The organism is Natronosalvus sp. KLKA75, assembly GCF_059736265.1.
In genome coordinates, this window is sequence record NZ_CM185522.1 from 2,020,905 (window position 1) to 2,038,285 (window position 17,381).

13 protein-coding genes are annotated in these 17,381 nt (G+C 51.9%); 6 read left to right on the forward strand and 7 right to left on the reverse strand.

All coding sequences use genetic code 11. From position 1 onward, the window contains the following. Positions 1 to 585: 585 nt before the first annotated feature. Positions 586 to 1,542 (forward strand): hypothetical protein, encoded by a 957-nt coding sequence (locus tag AC6I65_RS09665; protein ID WP_497901702.1) that lies wholly within the window; start codon positions 586 to 588, stop codon positions 1,540 to 1,542. A 51-nt stretch (positions 1,543 to 1,593) separates the two neighbouring features. Here the strand turns inward: AC6I65_RS09665 and AC6I65_RS09670 are convergent, their stop codons facing one another. The 4 genes from AC6I65_RS09670 to AC6I65_RS09685 form a co-directional block, all read right to left on the reverse strand. Further along, positions 1,594 to 2,466 (reverse strand): hypothetical protein, encoded by an 873-nt coding sequence (locus tag AC6I65_RS09670; RefSeq protein WP_497901703.1) that lies wholly within the window; start codon positions 2,464 to 2,466, stop codon positions 1,594 to 1,596. Positions 2,467 to 2,476: 10 nt separating this feature from the next. Further along, positions 2,477 to 3,511 carry a hypothetical protein gene (locus AC6I65_RS09675; protein ID WP_497901704.1) on the reverse strand — a complete coding sequence of 345 codons (1,035 nt, stop codon included), beginning with the start codon at positions 3,509 to 3,511 and terminating at the stop codon, positions 2,477 to 2,479. 204 nt (positions 3,512 to 3,715) lie between these two features. Continuing rightward, positions 3,716 to 4,633, reverse strand: coding sequence for a DNA adenine methylase (locus tag AC6I65_RS09680; protein WP_497903188.1), 918 nt, complete (start codon positions 4,631 to 4,633; stop codon positions 3,716 to 3,718). A 252-nt stretch (positions 4,634 to 4,885) separates the two neighbouring features. Then, on the reverse strand, positions 4,886 to 5,614 hold the full coding sequence (locus AC6I65_RS09685) for a hypothetical protein (RefSeq protein WP_497901705.1): 729 nt from the start codon (positions 5,612 to 5,614) through the stop codon (positions 4,886 to 4,888). A gap of 179 nt (positions 5,615 to 5,793) precedes the next feature. Here AC6I65_RS09685 and AC6I65_RS09690 point away from each other — a divergent pair, with 179 nt between their 5' ends. The 5 genes from AC6I65_RS09690 (at position 5,794) to AC6I65_RS09710 (ending at position 11,546) form a co-directional block, all read left to right on the forward strand. Beyond that, a complete protein-coding gene (locus tag AC6I65_RS09690; RefSeq protein ID WP_497901706.1) occupies positions 5,794 to 6,144 on the forward strand; it encodes a hypothetical protein in 351 nt (116 codons plus the stop codon). Positions 6,145 to 6,154: 10 nt separating this feature from the next. After that, positions 6,155 to 6,526, forward strand: coding sequence for a DUF7344 domain-containing protein (locus AC6I65_RS09695; RefSeq protein WP_497901707.1), 372 nt, complete (start codon positions 6,155 to 6,157; stop codon positions 6,524 to 6,526). Between the two features lie 119 nt (positions 6,527 to 6,645). Further along, complete coding sequence (locus AC6I65_RS09700) at positions 6,646 to 10,254, forward strand: Eco57I restriction-modification methylase domain-containing protein (protein WP_497901708.1); 3,609 nt, start codon at positions 6,646 to 6,648, stop codon at positions 10,252 to 10,254. Between the two features lie 28 nt (positions 10,255 to 10,282). Beyond that, positions 10,283 to 11,347 (forward strand): endonuclease NucS domain-containing protein, encoded by a 1,065-nt coding sequence (locus AC6I65_RS09705; protein WP_497901709.1) that lies wholly within the window; start codon positions 10,283 to 10,285, stop codon positions 11,345 to 11,347. Further along, entirely contained in the window at positions 11,322 to 11,546 is a 225-nt protein-coding gene (locus AC6I65_RS09710; protein ID WP_497901710.1) for a DUF8139 family protein, read from the forward strand. The genes AC6I65_RS09705 and AC6I65_RS09710 overlap by 26 nt, the downstream gene beginning before the upstream one ends. A gap of 336 nt (positions 11,547 to 11,882) precedes the next feature. On the opposite strand, the gene AC6I65_RS09715 is transcribed toward AC6I65_RS09710, so the two are convergent. From AC6I65_RS09715 to AC6I65_RS09725, 3 genes are all read right to left on the reverse strand, one after another. Next, complete coding sequence (locus AC6I65_RS09715; RefSeq protein WP_497901711.1) at positions 11,883 to 12,536, reverse strand: Cap15 family cyclic dinucleotide receptor domain-containing protein; 654 nt, start codon at positions 12,534 to 12,536, stop codon at positions 11,883 to 11,885. A 9-nt stretch (positions 12,537 to 12,545) separates the two neighbouring features. Beyond that, positions 12,546 to 13,226 carry a nucleotidyltransferase-like protein gene (locus AC6I65_RS09720; RefSeq protein WP_497901712.1) on the reverse strand — a complete coding sequence of 227 codons (681 nt, stop codon included), beginning with the start codon at positions 13,224 to 13,226 and terminating at the stop codon, positions 12,546 to 12,548. 314 nt (positions 13,227 to 13,540) lie between these two features. Beyond that, complete coding sequence (locus tag AC6I65_RS09725; protein ID WP_497901713.1) at positions 13,541 to 17,350, reverse strand: helicase-related protein; 3,810 nt, start codon at positions 17,348 to 17,350, stop codon at positions 13,541 to 13,543. Positions 17,351 to 17,381: the final 31 nt, after the last annotated feature.

Consider the following 17,381-nt stretch of genomic DNA (forward strand, 5'->3'; position numbering starts at 1 on the left):
TTTTGACAAAGAATTAACGCTGAAGTTTTCGAGAGGGATCAATCATCTTTGTCGGCTTGGCTGTGTTTGTTATATCAGCTGATTTTCGTTTTAATCTTTTTGAATACTCTATTCACAAACGTTTATATACTCATATATCTAAAAGATACTGTAGGCTGTCCTGCAAGGTAGAGAGAGGAGAGGTACGAACCGAAGGCTGCCTTCCGAGACGTTCTCCGGTTGCGTTATCCGAGATCTAGTTTTGGCGCGTGCGGTGCTGTAGTAGTCGGATTCCTGAGAACCCCCTGACCCCTCTGCCTACCTATTGGCCAGTATCTCCTTCATCTTCAGTTCTCTACCAAGTCCCATCTAACTTAAATAGCCGTCCCACTATCTCGTCCTACTTGAGTTGAATCAAGCGATGTAAGTGAGTTCAGATTATTCAGACAACTGTTTCAGTTCGGATACCTCATATAATGCCGGTCGTGAGTTGTGGGACACTAATGGGGTCGTTGAAGCGAGATTGAAACTGAGTGTCTAGTTGAGCATCAGTTGACGTTTGAAAGTCCTTATATTTGGTAGAAGGCTTGGTAGACTCGATTAGGTATGTCTGGAAAACCTAAGCGTCGGCGGATCTCCGCTGACGCTGCCGAGATCGTCGATACTCATGCTGAGCAACAGGGCTGCTCGAAACGCGAAATGCTTGAGAAGATGATTTCTGCCTATGACGACCGCGGCGAGCTACTGAAAATGAACCAGAGGCAGACAGAGCAGCTCGATAGACTATGTGAGGCACTACTGGACGGTACGGATACGGCCAGCACGAATAACAGTGCTGAGTCGAGTAAGACCGATGAGAGTAGGAATACAACGGGCAATGCTGATGGTGCCGAGCTGGAAATAGATCCAAACAAGCTGCCCGTCGATCACGACCTCGAGCTTGACCCCGACGCGCAAGATTGGAACGAGATAGTAAAGGAACGAAAGGAGCCGAGTGTGGCGGCTCTACGTGGATTTCTGCATCATCGGTTGGCGAACCTTGACACCATTCCGGAACGGTTCCTTGACGAGGCTATTGATGCTCTTGATCGGCATTCGTCGTCCAAGCGCCGGTACAAATTTCAGTATGGTGAGGATCTCGATGTTTGGTATCCGCACCCGTCGATTGATCCTGATTTCAAGCCGAACAAGGCTTATGATCGGATTATTGAGGAAAAACAAAAAGCGACGAGATTTAACAAGTCGAAAGTCACCGATGAGCATCCAGATTTGAAGTCGTGCTTCCCAAAAGCAACTGATGGATTGAATGATGGAGAAAAGGAATCACCTGTGGTCAAGAAAACCGTGTTCTATTCTAATATCGATAATCGTGACAGTATGTTGATTGGGATGGCCGACCGGACGACAAACTATATGACGACGCATGGATCAAAAAGAGCTGGCGTGATCTATCTCTCGTATCTCATTCACTTTGCGGAGGAGAAAGATATTGGAAACGAGTCCTGGCGTTCGTTAGTGCGAGATGAATGGGCTGACCACAAGTACTGGGTTGAAGACTGGTAGAACAGCGCTAACTGACGAGTGTTGGTTATTATTGACCTATGCTAAGAATATTCACTCGTCAAACGTTATCCTGGCGAGAAGTGGATATTCCATCCTCTGACGAAGATTGGTATCCAGCGCAGGCAGGAGCTCAATATTGGGATGAACTATGTCTATGAGGTTTTCAAGCACAACGGTGACCTGCCTGTCAGTAAGTTCTCGAAGGTCACCACCAGAAAGCAGCATCTTTCTGTCCATATCTGCGATCAAGTACTGGTCGACGACGTGAATGCTCTCCTCGTCCTTTCGATGCCTCTCTTCTAAATTGAGGAATTCCAACTCTGTTCGGCTTCGATACCACTCGGAAACAGTGTCAAGTTGAGCGCTTGTGAGCCACTCAACGGGCTCTCGGCCCGCTCGAAGGTCTCGTTGCCGTTGTTCCCTGATTGCCTGCTGGATAGCCTCCTGATCTGCTTCGGGGACATCGTACGACCAAGTCGTCCCAAAATCTTTGATTGCGAGTTCCGCATGATGGCGCTCGTAGGACTGGTCGGTCGTCTGAGCCACGTAGTAGTACGTTCGGTTGTTAACATCCGTCCGAGCAAGTTCGTAGGTGGTATGGTGGCCGATCGCTTTCGTTTCACCACCTGCGAGTGTAAGAGATGGACGATTCGATACGTGTGCCTTCCCAATTGACGTCGCCAAGGCCATTCGCTGATTACTAGCCGATTCTTCTCGCTCCTGCTCGTCAGAGGTTCGAGTGGTCTTTTCACCGAATTTTGATTCAGATGATTGCTGTGGATTCTCGGCAGCATCAGATAGTATTTGTTTGTGTTCAGCTCGCTCTCGAAGACTTGTTTTTAGCAAACCCTCGAAGGTCATCTCCGTCTCGGTACTGTACTTCCCGTCGTTTTCATCGGCGCTATCGTACGAGTCGTCAGTCATGAATGAGAGTCTATTCAAGAGTAAGTTCCTGGAACACGTCTGGGCGCCGATCTTGTGCCATTGCCCGGACGTTATCCGCGGTGTTCACTGAGGTGATGATCGGGCTTTGAAGCGTGGGGACAGTCCCATCTGAGGCCTCAAACACTCGTTGGAGACGCTCCATAGCACTGGTCGTACTCAAATCCAGTGCGTCACCCCACCCAGGATGGCCAGGTGGCAAAACGATTGCTCCATCCTGAACCAACGTGTGGAGCAGTCTGTTGACGTCCTGCTTACGATATACCACCCAGTCACTGTCGCCCGGGAGCGCCGCTTGAAGGCGAGCGTCATCTGTGACGTGGGCTCGGTCACCCGGTCGCATCTCGATCTCACAGGTTGCGTACACTGAACCGTTCTCGTTGTAGGCAACCATATCGTAGACTTTCTCTTCGAGGTTTTGAGAAACGTCCGCGACGTAGTCTGCTTTGACGTACGTTTCCACCCGCTTGCCGGAACCAACGTATGTATGTTCAGTAAGGCGGAGGATGTATCGATGGGCGATCCCTTCGTTCGCATCAGATCGGAGGGTAGCGGTTTCTTCATCAAACCCCCGAATCGCCTGCATGTCGAGGTGCTTCTTCGCCATCGGGCCCAAGTCCCAAAGAGTTCGTCGCGCAATTTTGTGACGAGGAACCTTGATCGATCCATCGTATATCGTCGGGGATTCGATGACATCCAAGGCTTCTGCCCGTTCTAATGTGCTTGGTGAAATGAGCTGATTTAGATCACTATGTCCTCGGGCGAGGTCAATAGTAGTGGTCTCAGCTTCGATTGTCGTGTATCCTCGTGCAAAGTGGTCTGCAATACATTCGGCGAGGAGACAGATGTTGACCGCTTCATCGGTGGTCGTTTTCTCAGCGAGAGTATTGAGTAGCCGTGCAAATCCGTCGAAGTCGTGTTGGCTGTCTTCCCAGAGTTCTGGCTGCCGATCTTGGGTCGTTGTTACCGTCGACAAACGATTTGGCCGTTCTGAAGCAGGTGGTTTGGAGGGACTATTCAGCGACATCTATTCAGATTAATACATCCGAAAATAAAACTCTTCTCTATGGAAACTGGTCATCCGGTTTCAGTCCAGCTCCTTTCACTCCTCGTGCTTTCACTACTGTATCTTGCTTTCGAGGGGGTTACATCCGTATTGACGCGATAAATCCGGATTTTCAGTCCAACAAGAATAGTGGTGTAGGAGTATCAAATGGAGACCGAATAACGATCAGTTACTGGTGGTGCTGGCGAATGCCGATCGCTCTTCGGGGTCGAAATTGCAGACGACCCTCTCGCTGACCTCGTCCGAACTTCGTGTCATGCGATGACGACTCTGCTGCTCTACAATCGTGTATTCGGAGAGTCCCTCAGGAATCGTCGAGCACGAAACCATCCAGTCATTCTCAATATCGCGGAGACAGTCGACGAAGACGTCATGGTCGAATTCCCCATTGTATTGATCTTCTCCACCAACATAAGGAGGGTCAGCGTAGTAGAGGACATCTACAGCGGAATCATCGTATTTCTCAAGGATTGCCTGGAAGTCCTGACTCTCGATAGTGACTTGATCGAACCGGCGAGCAAGTGAGTGGATTCGTTTTCGTGCATTGTCGAACGTACGTGCGGGTGACCGGCGTGCGCGTGTTTTGAAACCATTTGGTGTTGATGCGATGCCGAGAAACTGCATATAACGCAGTGAGAAGAATCGGCCTGCACGTGCGATTGGATCTTCTGGACGCACCCCGTTATAAAATTCTGCTACCCATTGCTCGTACTGCGCCCGTGAATACGGAACTGCCCGAAGCCATTCGGATAGTTCATCAGGTTGGTCTCGCAGGACTGTAAAGAATTGCGTCAGATCTTCGTTGTGATCGTTATAAATCTCGTACTTCGACCGGGGCTTGTTGAACATAACACCTGCTCCACCACCGAACACCTCGACGTACGTATCGTGAGCTGGCATCGTGTCGACAATCCAGTCGGAGATCCCTCCTTTCCCACCGGGATACGGAAACGTACCTGATTGGGTACTTTCTCGGGGCGTGTATCCAGAGCTCACCTCTGCTGGGCCAGGGTCTTGAGGATAGTATCGGTGTGGAGCGCTTCCAGTTCCACCTTCACTTCCGAGAAGACCCAGAGTTTCCATCGCATTGAGAGTGTTCCGCACTGTCCGTTCGGAAGGTGGCTCGCCGTCAATGGCGTCCCGAACATCAGAGGCGGTAAACGATCGTTGGAATTCAATCAGCTGTAGCGTCGTAGACCAGATTCTGTCACGGAGTGTTGGCAACCTATGAGTGGATATGTTCCAATAAGTAGGCGGTTTCGATCGAATCGCGATATCCTTTTCAGCCAACAGCTCCGGAATCCTGAACAGTAATTCCCTGTAGCTTTAATTGCATCATGGCGGGCCTCGTACCGGAGAGACTCGTTCAATCACGCCCTCTCGAATATTCTCCTGAAATTGGACTTTTTGCCAAGGAGAACGCTCAGGAAGCGTCTGCTGACCGTTTTCAAGATACCGACTTGCGTACAGTTCTTCGCTGCCGGGCTGGCGAAAGATCGCCACACGGTCACCATCGACCACGAAGTCACCATGGTCAAAACAGTCGACCCGTCGGTTGTAGGTCGGAACATACAGTTCGTGCCGCCCCAGCCATGGATCTGGTGAAGAGAATTCATCCCAGACAATTGGAGTGCCCAGCGCGAGTTCGCCGTCCGCAAGCGAGGCAACGCCCAGTGACGGCCTCGTGGTCATAAATTCGGCCAAAAGATCCTCTACCTCCCGTCGAGCTTCGTGAGCAGCTATAGTGAATACCCAGTAAACAGCGTATCCAAACCGGAGATGGTCAATAGTAGCTCGCAACCGATCTTTGTTCGACGCGGGAGTTTCGATCTCGACGACAAACCGGTGCGGCATATCGGGTGGAGACTCGGAGAGCTTACAGCGGATATCTCCAATCAAATCGGACGTTTTCTTCTCCGTCTCGATGGCACCCACGCAAGCAGGATCTGAATGGAGTCTGTCGCTGATTGCAGCCTTGATTGCCCAATGCTGTTGTGATTCGTTTTTTCGCTCGACAGTATGATCCAACTGTAGTGTTGGGTGAATATCGACCAACGAGGACATCTTATTGAGTATTGCCCTCCACCTGTATAGCTAGACCCGAACAAAACAATAGGTTGACATTTTTAGACCAACTCTATGTATCGAGGTCATCCTGTAATAACGCTTAGACCCATCGTATAGATACGCTATCGATACTAACCACATGTATGCCTTCGACTCCTCAACCAGCAGAACTAGTGATGCTCAAGATCGTCGCCCACTACGATCCAGTCGACTATCATAAGCTCAAGCGTCTCGTCGACAAGCGTCTTGATGGAGAGTACGATACCGAAAGACATCGCACCGTACTGAAAAACCTGAAAGAACTGGGCATGATCGAGCAACCTGGGATCGCCCACGAATATGTCCACATCACTGAGCGGGGTTGGTCTCACCTTGGTGGTAAGACTCCTCGACACCCCACTGATGTCGAGACACGGGAAGCAGCGGTTTGTGAGGTGTGCGCGACAGATGAGTTGGTCGAGTCTGGTTGGTGGAAAGAGTCTCCTGGTCTTCGCTTTTATACCAACGCATTGAGCAGTTGTGGATAGGAATCGCTTGATGCAACTGCTCAAACGCCTACGAGACGCTATCGAACCACAGCCTAACCAGTCAGCTAGTAAAATCGATCCTGCCTATGCCTACGACCTCCTCGCAAACGAGAGGAGGCGGCGCATCATCGAGTTTCTCGTTGAATTTGAACCTGGTACCATAGTCGATGTCAGGGACATCGCAGACGCCATTTCTCAGGGCGACAGAAATGCCTGTTACGTGTCTCTCATTCAGTCACACCTGACCAAATTCGACAATAGCGAGGATGACAACAGAAATTGTCTCCTCGAGTATGATGAACGAGCGAAAACAGTGAAAATCAGGCCTGAACTACATGCAGTGTACCGGGCTCACGAAGCGTTCGCCAACGAATTGGATTAGTACTTGTGGTCTATCGGATTCAAGACACATATCATCTGAGAACATTATTTTCCTACGATGATGTACCACCAGCATCCCAGTGTGTCTAGTTTTATGTATCCCTGGTAGAAGTTTAGCCCATGGATACACTCCAGCAGATTACAGCGAAGGACATCGCTGGCTGGGATTCGCTCTCCGATGTCGCCTCTACCTTCGAAAAACGTGGTCTGAAAGTCCGTGAAAACCTCGGTGAAGACAACGAACTCGTCCTCCAACTGACCGACCGAGAGTTCATTGTGCTCATCGAGGCTGGTGCGGGCGAATCTGCTTCAGATTTCAAACCAGACGACCGACGCCGTCGAACTAACCTCGTCGCCACCAACGACTACGAGGAGTTCACATTCCTCACTCGCATTCGAGCGCTCGACGGACAACAACACGGGCGCATCAAGCACCAGAAGCTCTCCTTCACGAAGGAACAGATGACCAGCGAAGGCGGCGAGAAGAACACAATCCTTCAGAAGCTCAACAGCCTCGAATACGGCTCAGCAGCTGCGATATATGACGACCTCTACGACACCAAGCAGGTCGTCAAGGAGTTCTACCAGCAGTTCGAGACCCTTCGAACCGACCTCGTGCAGGAAGTCGCCGGTATCCCTGACGACCGTGGTGACGCCAAGCAGCGGTACGTCCAGGTCACCCTCGACCGGATGATCTTCCTTTACTTCATCCAGGAGAAACGCCTGCTCGACCGCGACCCGAACTATCTCCACGACCACCACAATCAACGCGTAGACGAGGCTGAGGACGTCTACGAGGAGTTCTACGAGCCGCTGTTCTTCGATTTCCTCGCCGAGAACAAGAAGAGCACGGAGTTCGGGGCACTCCCGTACCTCAACGGCGGCCTGTTCTCGAAGAACCCAATCGAGGAGGAGTTCGAGGACGCTCGCCTCGGGGATACGACCGAGCGCACCAACGAACTGTTCGGTGACATCCTAGACTTCCTCTCGGACTGGAACTGGAACGTCGACGAGCGGCTCGACATCGTCGATCCGAAGAACCTCTCGCCGGCCATCCTCGGCCATATCTTCGAGCAGACGGTCAACCAGAAGGAGATGGGGGCGTACTACACGCCCGAGGAGATCACCGGGTTCATGTCCCGACGTACGATTCACCCGTATCTTCTCGACCAGCTCAACGAGGAAGTTGGCGCCAACTACGAAGAGATAGACGATGTGTTTGGGTTCCCCGCTCCGGACGCTGAGAGCTGCGTGGAGGCACTAGCCGATGGGGGAGTGGTCACGACGCAGGTTCCAACCGAGAACGTCGAGACACGGCACGTGGAGACGCTGTATCACGACTTCCTGAAGGAAGCTCGAATCCTCGACCCAGCGGTTGGGAGCGGGGCGTTCCTGCTCGCCGCTCAAGAAGTGCTGCTGGACATCTACATGCAGTGCATCGAGTTCTTCCAGCAGATGGACGACGAAGGGAAAACCTGGGAACTGGAGGAGCGCACTGTCGAGGAACTGGAGACGATTGGAGAGGGACACGGGGGTGCTTCCCTGTACGCGAAGCGATCAATTATCCTCAACAACCTCTACGGAGTGGACATCGACGACGGAGCGGTCGAAATCTGTAAGCTGCGTTTATGGCTCTCGATGGTTGCTGACATTGAGGATGAGCCCAGTGAGGTGGAGCCACTGCCCAACATCGACTTCAACATTCGTCAAGGGAACTCCCTGATCGGGTTCACCGATCTGCTTGAAATGACCGATGATGGAGATGCCTCGCTTACTAATTGGGGTGGGGGAACCGGAACTAGTGTTCAGGAGCTTTATGAGGACGTAATAGAGGCGATTGAACGTCATCGGAAGGCAACCAGTGGGACTGAAGCAATGAATGCACGGCACCTCGCAGAGTCGTGCATTGAGGCCCATAGTGAGGAATTAAACCAGAAAATTCTGGAGCAATTCCATTCTGCGGGATTAGAGAACGTTGGTCTAAACGAGCTTGCTGATTTCAACCCGTTCCATTGGGTGCTGGAGTTCGCTCCTGTTTATAAAGACGGTGGGTTTAGTGTTGTAATAGGAAATCCCCCGTGGGATCGCCTCAAGCCTCTTCGTGACGATTACTTTTCCAAGTTTGATGAAACGTTCCGGACACGACCGCCGGACGAGAAAGATAAGAAAGAGGAGGAACTTCTCTCTAACGAGGAGATTTCGGAGGGATGGCAAGAGTATCAGGAAGAAATGGAGACACGGGCAGAGTACTTCAAAAACAGCCCTGAATACACTCTTCAAAGGCCCGAAATTGACGGTCGTGTCAAGCCCAATCCAAACGACCTTTCGTCACTATTCTTTGAACGAGTGTTTAGCCTAGCTGGGGAATCCTCGTATGTCGCCCAGATTCTCCCAGGAGCCATTTTCAATGGCGCTTCGTGCAAAGATTTGCGGAACAACCTATTAAACAATACCAGGTTAGACGTACTGACTATCTATGAGAACCACGGTATTTTTGATCAAGTAGACAACCGGTACAAATTTGGAATCGTTACCTTCAAAAATCAAGGTTCGACCGACTCTGTTGCTGGTAAGTATTCAAAAGGAGACTTAAGCATTCTCGAGAGCTTCGATAGTAAAGCTATAGAAATCCCGCGAGCTGTGCTTGAACAGTATTCACCCGAAGCAGGCATATTTCCCTATATTGAGTCCGATCGTAAACTCGAAGTTCTACAACAAATCATTGAAAACCCCCCACTTGGAGACAGAGAGGCCTCAGGTTGGTACATGGAGCCATATCAGGGGCTTCGACGGACAAGCGACTCCGATCGCTTTGTTGACGAAGAGGAGGGTGAGTATCCCGTCTACGGAGGCAAAAATATCTACCAGTACAGCTACACCTCAGATTTCATAGATATCGCCACTCCCGAATTCTGGAGTGTGGAGGAGTCAACCGATCCAGAACGAAGTGCCAAGCAACGAATGCGTGAAAAGACAATTCGTGATCTCAAAACAGCCATCTACGAAGAATTCGATGGCACTGGCTCGCAGAAGGGATTTGTAAACCAATTACTGGAAGACCATCGAGACAAACCCCTTTCCGAAGATGATGTGCGGTTGGACTGCACGGAGTACCGAATCGTTCTTAGAGATATTACTAATGCGACTAACGAGCGAACCCTGATTGCAGCTGTAATTCCAAAGGGAGTCGTCTGCCACAACTCGCTTCGTACAATCCGGAACTATCGAATTGAGCCGTATGAAGAGGGACTTGGCGATGAGTATCTACACGAGTTCTACACGAAAATATTCACAGACCGTGAACTGTTTGCGGGCTTGGGATTGATTAACTCGCTTCCGTTTGATTACCTCCTGAGAACCAAGGTGGACACTCACGTTGTCACTTATAAATTTAAAGAGTCTCAGGTTCCTCACCTGACGGAGAGTGACGACTATTTCGAGTATATTTCCACGCGTGCTGCTCGTCTGAACTGTTATGGTGACGACTTCGCGGAGATGCGTGAACGACTCGGTGCCATTGAGCCTGCGACTGACCAACAGGAACGACATGAGTTGCAAGCCGAGATTGACGCTGCTGCATTCCATGCATACGGATTAGAACGACGGGATGTAGAATTCATTCTTGATGATTTCCACCGAGTATCGAATCCGCGCATGATGACCGAGGAGTACTTCGATATGGTGTTCGAGAAGTTTGATCAGTTAGAGTCGGACGGGCCGTTCAAATAAAACCAACAACAACACTGTTCACCAACGAATGGTCTATCATGTTAACAATGAAGGTGTCACAGCACTCGAACCCACTAGCTTCGGTGCCCTCAGCCTGACCGAGGCCGATATTGAGGAATGGATCATTAAGACGCCGTCGATACTCGGCGAAGACCTACTTGTGGTTGCCTCCCAGTACGCCAAGTTCGACCGAACTGCCGAACGCCCCGACGTGTTGGCGCTCGACCCTGATGGGAAGCTCGTCATAATTGAACTTAAGCGAGACAGTGCAGACAAGACGACTGACCTCCAAGCCATCAAATACGCGAGCTATTGCTCAACTATCAGTGCAGAGGAACTCCAGCAGGATTACCGGGCGTTCTGGAACAACCGCCGCGATAAGGACGACCAGCTCACACCCGAGGAGGTGGGCGAGCAGTTCAGGGAGTTCCTCGGTGAGGATGTCGCCACCACCGAAGACGGCTACGCCGACTTCGTCCTAGATGACCGACCACGGATTTTGCTCGCCGCGGGGAGCTTTGGCCCCGAGATCACAACCCCCGTCGTCTGGCTTGAACGCGAGTACGGCATGGACATCACCTGCATCGAACTAGACATCCACCAACGCGGCGAAGAGGCCTTCGTCAGTGCCCGTCAAGTGCTCCCCATCCCAGAGGCCGAGGAGTACATGGCCAAGCGCCGACAGAAGGAACGTCAACAGAGCCGGTCATCGAGTCGAGCCGAGAGGGCAATCACTGTCCTGCTTGAGGCAGGTCTCGTCGCGGAGGGGGACATCGTCCTGTTCGACGATGAAAGCCTACCCGACGACGCTGAGCGCGAGTACAACCCAAAGGACGACTTCTGGCGAGGCCGGATCACTGGGAAGACGGGACGGAGTGACAACGTCGAGTGGCTAGAAAACGGTGTAGAGTACTCGTTCACTGCTCTCGCCCAAGAAGTACTCGAACAAGCGACCGGTCGTGAATTCAATGTCAATGGATACCCGTACTGGCTACACTCTGGACACGAGATGAGCCTGTCCGAATCCGACGGTCAGAGGTTGGTGATATCGACTGGTGAGTTCGAGTATGCAAAGTATCAAAACTGGGGATAGAGTGCGAATTGATATCCCCGATAAGGACGATCCGGATTACCGGCACCACGGTGAGCATGGAGAAGTTACTGAGGTACTTCTGGACGATGCAGGCGCTTCCACTGGTGATGAGCGGGATTCGTTCCTCTACCGTGTTCAATTGGACTCAGGCGTACAGTTGGATTTTCGGTGGCGTGACTTACGACCGCCCCTTGAATAGAACCGTGTTTGTGCTACGTCCGAATCGTACAGTACTATCTTCCAGAAACACCCTCATCTGAGTCGTCAGAGGAAAGCCAGAGCCCCAGAGCACCCCCAATAGCAGCACCAACTGGCCCACCAGCAGCAAACCCTGCTAATGCTCCACCACCCGTTCCGAGAGCTTGTCGTTGTTCCTTGGGGAGCTTTTCGTGCGCTCCTTTCTCAACTACTCCACTCGCGTCACACTTTGGACACTGATTGAACTGGCCATTCTGGACGAGGGAACCACTCCCGTCGCACCGCGGACAGAGCTTCGTATCAGCCATAGTTATCGTTTGAGTGTACAGTGTTAAAGTTACTCCGCTGGACGTTCAAAACGCATTTTGCCATAGTTCCCACGACCAGGGCCTGTGTAGTAGATTCCTTCTAAGACTTCGCAATTGCCTTCTCGCTTCCGCTCTAAGTTCGCTGTACCGTAGTGCAGTACCATCTCCCCCGGTGTGTCTGGATCTGGTTCGTTTTCGTACTGGTATGATAGCGAGGGCCACTTCCCATCGTCCGTAAGAATCGTTGCCCCAGAACTATCCGACGACGAGGACTCAGTTTCCAACCGAACGTTGAGCTTACGCCAATTTTGATCGATTTCAATTGCCGCGGTCAGTTTGGTCATATCTGTCTCTGGGTTGTTCAACTCGTGGAGAGCAGCATCGGGGATGTCGTCTCCCTGGTATGATGTCTGAATGTATCCCTCCCAGCGTCCATTCAAATTGGGAACTCTGACGAGGTTAATCCAACGAGGTACGCGAGTCTTCCAACCCCAGAAATTAAAGAGAGCAAGAGCAACTCCGAAGAGGAGTGTCCAAGTTACACCAATGCCGGCTACGATAGGTAGGTATGCAGAGAGTTGTGTGATTAGCGATCCAACGAACCCGAGGGCAAGGTAGGCAGTGACACCGAGAATCGCGTATACCAGTGGCCGTTTGTCGTTGTCAGTAGAGTAGGTATGCATCGTCAGTCACTACCTCTGCCAAAGGTCAGTGAGTTTGTACACGAAGTTGTCTGCATGTTGAGTGCTCCATTTTGTATCCCCACTGCCGAACAGGTCTGTTACACCATTCTGGCATTCCCAATTGGAATAATCTGTGACCTGAAGATAGCTGAGAATCTTCTCAAATCGGTCGCGTTTGTCGTAGGTGTATCTTCCGTCTGGCACGTTGTAGAGCAAGTTCTCGAGGAAGTACGACGCTACGGTGTCTTTGTTGAGTTCGCTCTGCTTCACGAGGTAGTTTCTGGCACGTTTGAACATACGAACTGTTTCTTTAAATCGGCCTCCAGTGTCGGACTCTTTTGAACTGCCTCGTCCAATATGGCGCTTTGGATAATTAACAACCTGGTTTCCACTAGTATCCCAGAAAACGACACCCTCGTAGTAACCGGTAGGATATGAGTAGTACTTACGGTACTGTTGACAGACCAGCACGTCAGCGTTCAGGGGAAGCGCTGAAGTGTTCACCTCAATAGCCTTGTTGCCTTCTTTGATTGCACCCCTCCCATACCGATCTTCGAGCGTACCAACGACATCTGACCGGAACTCCTGCCAGCTGTAGCTCACCCCAGTTTTCTGGTTCTGCCATCGTTGTTTCTCACTGGCTGATAGCCCAGAGAGATCTGCCCGGTAGCTCGAGGTGAGCTTAGCCACTATATCAACGTCACTTGAGCCGCGCACAATGGTGTAGTTTCTGTACGAGCCTTGCAGGAAATCGTCGAAATCATTGCTATCCAGAGAACGGCTTCCATTGAGGACGTTTCGAATGCGCTGATGAGTCGTTTGAGCCGATTGTATCGCGCCGCTCTCGTAACTCGCCCACGAATCGAGTGTAGCGGAGTCTATTGTCATAATACCTTATAATTCGGCGGGGTGTATTAGAAACCTCGATACAGAGTGGAATTAGCCTCAAGACACAATGGCTGACTGAATCGCGAGTGCGCTACTGGCTACATTATTGGTATAAGTTATTGGCCGATAACGCCCCAACAAATGAGCCGAGCCTGGACGGCACTCTCACCCACAAGAGTGGTCTGGTACTCCGCAGATGCTTCGATATTGTCCTCGATGAATGCCCCTAGTTCGATGAGGAACTCTTCGACCGGCCAGTCGCCGAGCGAAGTGTAGTCGGGGTGTTCCCGGAAGGTCTCCCGCAATACTCTGTCTTCGTCTGTGTGTTCCAGCTTCACTCGATCGAGTTGGTCGAATAGCGCATTCGTCCACTCCCCAACCGTATCGTGCTCATCTACGGGTGCGGGTTGATCACCGTACTGTGGCAGGATTCGCATCTGCATCATATCGAGGAGCATCTCCTGCGTGGCGGACTGGCCACCGCCACTGAACACCTCCTCAACCTGGCCTTCACGTATCTCTTCTAACCGCTGGGAGAGATGCTCCTCGACCGACTCTCTGTTCGCAATCACTCTGTCGGTGTTCCCGGAAAGCTGCTCACCTTGGGTTTCCGGTGTGATGGCCAATGCACCAACAGGTCGCTCCTTCAGATCACCACTGAACGGCTTGTAATACAACGCTCGCCGCACACGCCCGAGCGGCGCATCTTCGGGTTCTCCAGTCTCTTCGTTCTCGAACCACAGATGGACAAGGCCGAACACACCCGGACGTGGGCCACTATTGTGGCCAATGGCATTCGTGTAGAGGAACTCTCGCTCGTCGGTCTGTTCCTCGAAATAGTCCTCCGCAAACTCGAAGTCTTCTGAAGAGAGCCCATAGTCGTCGTTCAGCTCTTCCTTGAGTAGCACACGCTCGAATGCCGCGTTCTCGTCACTACCGGCGTTCCGTAGCAGCGGATTCTTTGAGGTATCATCCAATTCGTTGTAGTCGGTCGCTTCACGGGACTCTCGAATTGACGACTCGATCTCCTCGATCTCCAGTTCCCCGATTGTCTTCTCCGTCTCGACCCCCGCCTTCTCCAGCACCGCATCCTCGTTCGGGTCGAGGATGTTGTTCTCCTTGCCCACGATGAGCGCGATGTCATTGATCTTCGCCTGCAAGCGCTGAAGGAGCTTAATTGCAGCCTCGATATCTCCGTCGGGGTAGAAATTGTGCACGTATTTGTCCGCCGTCGAACCAATGCGATCGACACGACCAACACGCTGAACAATTCGCATGGGGTTCCACGGCAGATCGTAGTTTACGACCACTGAGATATCTTGAAGATTCACACCCTCACTGAGAGTATCCGTGGCGACGACGTACTGCAACTCTGTCTCGTCACTTTCAGCCAGCGTCTGCTGGTATCCTGACGCCTCTGGAGCGAACCGTTTGATGATGTCTTGCTTGTTCTCGTCACCGCCCTTCACCACGGCACTGTTCTCCATCGTCATCGGTGATGACTCGTTGTCGACGAGTGTTCGGTGAACGTAGTCCGCAGTCGCGCGATACTGGGTGAAGATGAGTACCTTCTGGTCGTACCCGTTCAGGACATCAGCTAATCGGTCAATCTTGGGGTCACGGAACTCGCGGAGCGTGAATACGGCCTCGTAGAAGTCCAGGGTGGCGCTATCGGCTTCGCTCAAATCATGCCGGGGATAGAGGATAGGGTTTGGGTCGTCTTCTGGCACGTCTGGAAGAACCGCGGCACCATGGTCAGCGAGCCACTGTTCCAGCTCGACCTCCATGTCCGCTATCGCCCCGGAGTCGCGGGCTACACGACCGATGAACCGGGTGAGGAAGTACGCGAGGAGTGTCAGGTCTTCGCGGATGTACGTTTTTACTTCTCCCACTGTGGCATCGGCTAGTTCGTCGTCTGCATCGCCCCCATCTGCCTGGAGGGCACCACTATCGAAGCCGAACTCCTCAAGCGTTTGCTCCAGATCTTCAGCTGCGTCAGATCCTTCAACGAAATCCTCTAGCGTCGATCCAGGCTCGTCGGTGCCAAACGTACGTAGGACGTCGATATCTTCGTCCTCCGGTAACCCATCTAGGAACCCAAGGAGCGCCCGTTCACTCTCGTGGAGGGTCTGCACCGATTGGACGAACGCGTAGGTAGACGACTCAAGGCGTTTCAAGAGATTGAGTTTGTAGAGTGCTTTCAGTGTACCCCCTGCTTGTGGATTCTTGATGGTGATGTGTGGAAGGTGGAGCGCATCCATCACGTCCGGCAACATTCGATAAATGGGCTGGTATGCGGGAGGAAGCGAGTACTGTTCCTTGTGGAGTTCTGGCGGCTTGAAGCTCATATCGAACTCGTCTTGATCTGTCAGCGTCTCTTTGACGTGCTTTCGAGTTCGGAGAACCATCACCTCGTTTAGTATCTCGGATATCTCATCCGAGTGGCGCTTCAGTTGCTCTGTCATCTGGCGCTGCTCCTCCTCAGAGGCCTCCTCTTTTCCGGCAGCAACTCGCTTACGCTCCGCAGCGAGGTCGATATAGTCGTCAAAAGCACTGAATTTCAGCGATGCCTTGTTCATCAGCTCGTTTTCGTCGGTGAACAATCCGATGAGGTTCTTGAGGTCGCTAGCTGAGTTGTTGATCGGCGTCGCAGTCAGCATGATCATCGTGTTGTTCCGGAGAAGACGCACGTTCGCATGCCGACGAGTTCCCTTGTAATCGTCGTCGTCAACCGGGTTTGGTCGCCACTTCCCGTGGTTCCGGAATCGGTGTGCCTCGTCGATGAGCACTACATCGAATCGGTCGTCGAGAGTGGTCACTTCTTCATGGGTGAGGTTCTGGAATTTGCTGATGCTCATGACCTGCAAGTGTTTTCCGTCAACCTCGAGTCCGAAGAACGGGTCTCCGTCTTCGTCTGTCGCGTCTTGAAGGAGATCACGCCACTGGTCGGTCAGGTTGGCCGGGACGATAAGGAGACAATGGTCACCTTGTTCCCGGTAGTCGTAGAGGAGTTCGCTTCCGATGAACGACTTCCCTAGGCCGACAGAATCGGAGATGATGCAGCCGTCATATTGTGATAGCTTGGTTTTGGCACTTTCGTAGCCAAGCGTCTGGAAGTAGTAGAGTGGGCTGTCGCGGACACTGACGTTGCCGTTCAGCTCGTCGTACGCAAGGAGCTTGTACATCTCGAACGGTTCGAGATACGTTCCGAGATTTGCTTTATCCTCGACTTCATCATCGTCCTCATCCTGCTGTTCCTTCCACTGTTGGTAGCGATCGGTCTCCTCGATGATGTTGATGATTTCCTCGGAGAATTCCTCGCCGTTGGCCCATTGGTTGTCGTACCATTCTTCAAACGCTTCTGCGTCGCTTCCGTTCTGACTGGTCAGGTTGAGTTCAACATTGTGACGGTGGCCTGACTGTGAGAAGTTCGATGATCCGACGATAGTGACGGCGCCTCGCTGGTCGCGGTCACCGTTGCGTAGACTCGGGTCGTCCGTCGCACCGCGGAAGCAACCGCCTTTCGCATGGAAATATCCCGAGTCGGGATTTCGAACGCGAACATCAACGAGCCCCTCTGCAATGAAGTCTCGCAGTCGGTCAAGTCGTTCAATTTGCGCGTTGTTCAGATCTTCAACGTCTTCCTTCACTTCCTGCTCGAACTGCTCGTGTAGCGTTTGGCCTTCGCTGACTTCGTCGACGGTACGTTGGTCAGTCTTTCGCCCCATGAGGATACGAAATGGGGCTTGTTCGAGTTCTTCCGGATCACGGAGATTTTCGAGATCTTCTTTGAAGAGATCGAAGCCAGATAAGTAGAAGTAGCCCGTTGCGATGCGGATTTCCTCGCATTCGGGGACGACAGTCTTGTAAACGTCTTCGAGCGTGTTGTTCGAGTTATCTACAAGCGCGTCAAGCGAGGGTAACATCAGTTGAATAGTCTCTCTAATTAAGATGTCT

Bases quoted from the DNA above. Each gene is read 5' to 3' on its own strand.
- AC6I65_RS09710 (WP_497901710.1), top strand. From the start codon at position 11,322: ATGCAAAGTATCAAAACTGGGGATAGAGTGCGAATTGATATCCCCGAT.
- AC6I65_RS09705 (WP_497901709.1), top strand. From the start codon at position 10,283: ATGGTCTATCATGTTAACAATGAAGGTGTCACAGCACTCGAACCCACT.
- AC6I65_RS09685 (WP_497901705.1), bottom strand. From the start codon at position 5,614: ATGTCCTCGTTGGTCGATATTCACCCAACACTACAGTTGGATCATACT.
- AC6I65_RS09725 (WP_497901713.1), bottom strand. From the start codon at position 17,350: ATGTTACCCTCGCTTGACGCGCTTGTAGATAACTCGAACAACACGCTC.
- AC6I65_RS09695 (WP_497901707.1), top strand. From the start codon at position 6,155: ATGCAACTGCTCAAACGCCTACGAGACGCTATCGAACCACAGCCTAAC.
- AC6I65_RS09665 (WP_497901702.1), top strand. From the start codon at position 586: ATGTCTGGAAAACCTAAGCGTCGGCGGATCTCCGCTGACGCTGCCGAG.
- AC6I65_RS09690 (WP_497901706.1), top strand. From the start codon at position 5,794: ATGCTCAAGATCGTCGCCCACTACGATCCAGTCGACTATCATAAGCTC.
- AC6I65_RS09670 (WP_497901703.1), bottom strand. From the start codon at position 2,466: ATGACTGACGACTCGTACGATAGCGCCGATGAAAACGACGGGAAGTAC.
- AC6I65_RS09715 (WP_497901711.1), bottom strand. From the start codon at position 12,536: ATGCATACCTACTCTACTGACAACGACAAACGGCCACTGGTATACGCG.
- AC6I65_RS09675 (WP_497901704.1), bottom strand. From the start codon at position 3,511: ATGTCGCTGAATAGTCCCTCCAAACCACCTGCTTCAGAACGGCCAAAT.
- AC6I65_RS09700 (WP_497901708.1), top strand. From the start codon at position 6,646: ATGGATACACTCCAGCAGATTACAGCGAAGGACATCGCTGGCTGGGAT.
- AC6I65_RS09680 (WP_497903188.1), bottom strand. From the start codon at position 4,633: ATGGAAACTCTGGGTCTTCTCGGAAGTGAAGGTGGAACTGGAAGCGCT.